The organism is Aromatoleum diolicum (assembly GCF_012910955.1).
Lineage (GTDB): Bacteria > Pseudomonadota > Gammaproteobacteria > Burkholderiales > Rhodocyclaceae > Aromatoleum > Aromatoleum diolicum.
In genome coordinates this window covers 1-1352 of the sequence record NZ_WTVQ01000100.1, presented here as the reverse complement: position 1 = coordinate 1352, position 1352 = coordinate 1, and the positions used below count along the sequence as shown (strand labels likewise).

Genomic DNA, 1352 nt, shown 5'->3' with positions numbered 1-1352 from the left:
GCGAAAGGGGAAGTCCAAATGAATACTACGACGGTCGGCGTGGATCTGGCAAAGAACGTGTTCGTCGCCTGTGTGGCGGACGGCGCGGGCCGGGTGATCGAGACGCGCGAGTTCAACCGCGCCGGGTTTCTCGCGTGGTTGTCGACACTGCCGCGCGGCACGCTCGTCGGCATGGAAGCCTGCGGCGGCGCGCATTGCTGGGGGCGGACGATGCAGGCGCTGGGGCTGGAGCCGCGGCTGATGGCCGCCGAGTTCGTGCGTCCCTACCGCAAGCGCCAGGCGGTCAAGAACGACCGGGCGGATGCGGTGGCGATCGTCGCGGCGCTGCTCGCGCCGGGGATGCGCTTCATTCCGGTCAAGACCGAGGCCCAGCAGCATCGGCTCGCCTGGCACAGCCTGCGGCTGGGCTGGATCGAGGAGCGCACGGCGCTCCTGAATCGCATCCGGGGGCTCCTCGCCGAATTCGGCATGGTGGTCGAGATCGGCGCAATGCGGCTGCGACGCAAACTCGCCGAGCACGAATTCGACACCGCGCAGCCGGCACCGATTCGCCACCTGATTCAAGGCGTGCGCGATCAACTCGACGCGCTCGATCTGCGCATCGCCGAATGCGACCGGCAGATTGCCGCTCAGCAGGCCGATGACGCGGCCGCCCGACGTGCGCGCGAGTTGCCCGGCGTTGGGATGCTCACCGCCGATGCCGTGGTCGCCAGCGTCGGCGACGCCACGATGTTCCACAACGGCCGCCAGTTCGCCGCGTGGCTCGGACTCACCCCGAGCCAGTACTCCAGCGGGGGCAAACCCAAACTCGGCCGCATCACCCGGCGGGGCGATGACTACCTGAGAACGCTGCTCGTGCAGGGCGCCCGCAGCGTGCTTGCCGCCGCCTTGCGCAAGGCTCGCAACACGCCCGAGGCGCTCACGCGCCTGCAGCAGTGGATCGTGACGCTCAACGGACGCGTCGGTTACCACAAGACCCTGGTCGCCATCGCCAACAAGCATGCCCGCCAGCTGTGGGCGGTGCTCGCCAAGGGCGAAGGCTACAACCCCGAGGCGTGGCGCCAGTGGCACGACTCGGTCGAACAACCGGCATCCTGAAGCATCGGCGTTCTTTGAAGGTGTTCCCGTGACTGCGCGCACGCGATAGACAAACAGGTCAGACCGACCGGCTGAGAGCCTGGCTAACCCAATGGCCGACCACGCAGGGTGTCGCGGCTGATCCCCGCGCCCCGGTCGCGCCGACGACTGATTGAGGCCAGCCGGTGCGGTTAATCGCAGGGCCCCGGCGCTGGCGCGCCGAACAAGGCCGATTAGGGAAAGGCAGTCTGCTCTGTCTTTGTCCATGGCGATGC

General features: G+C 68.0%; 1 protein-coding gene. It reads left to right on the top strand.

Annotated features, from left to right (window positions below; all coding sequences use genetic code 11):
* Positions 1-18 precede the first annotated feature (18 nt).
* The gene (locus GPA25_RS23550) at positions 19-1098 is read left to right on the top strand and encodes an IS110 family RNA-guided transposase (protein WP_169262824.1); all 1080 of its coding nucleotides are present in this window, start codon (positions 19-21) and stop codon (positions 1096-1098) included.
* Positions 1099-1352 lie beyond the last annotated feature (254 nt).

Bases quoted from the DNA above. Each gene is read 5' to 3' on its own strand.
- GPA25_RS23550 (WP_169262824.1), top strand. From the start codon at position 19: ATGAATACTACGACGGTCGGCGTGGATCTGGCAAAGAACGTGTTCGTC.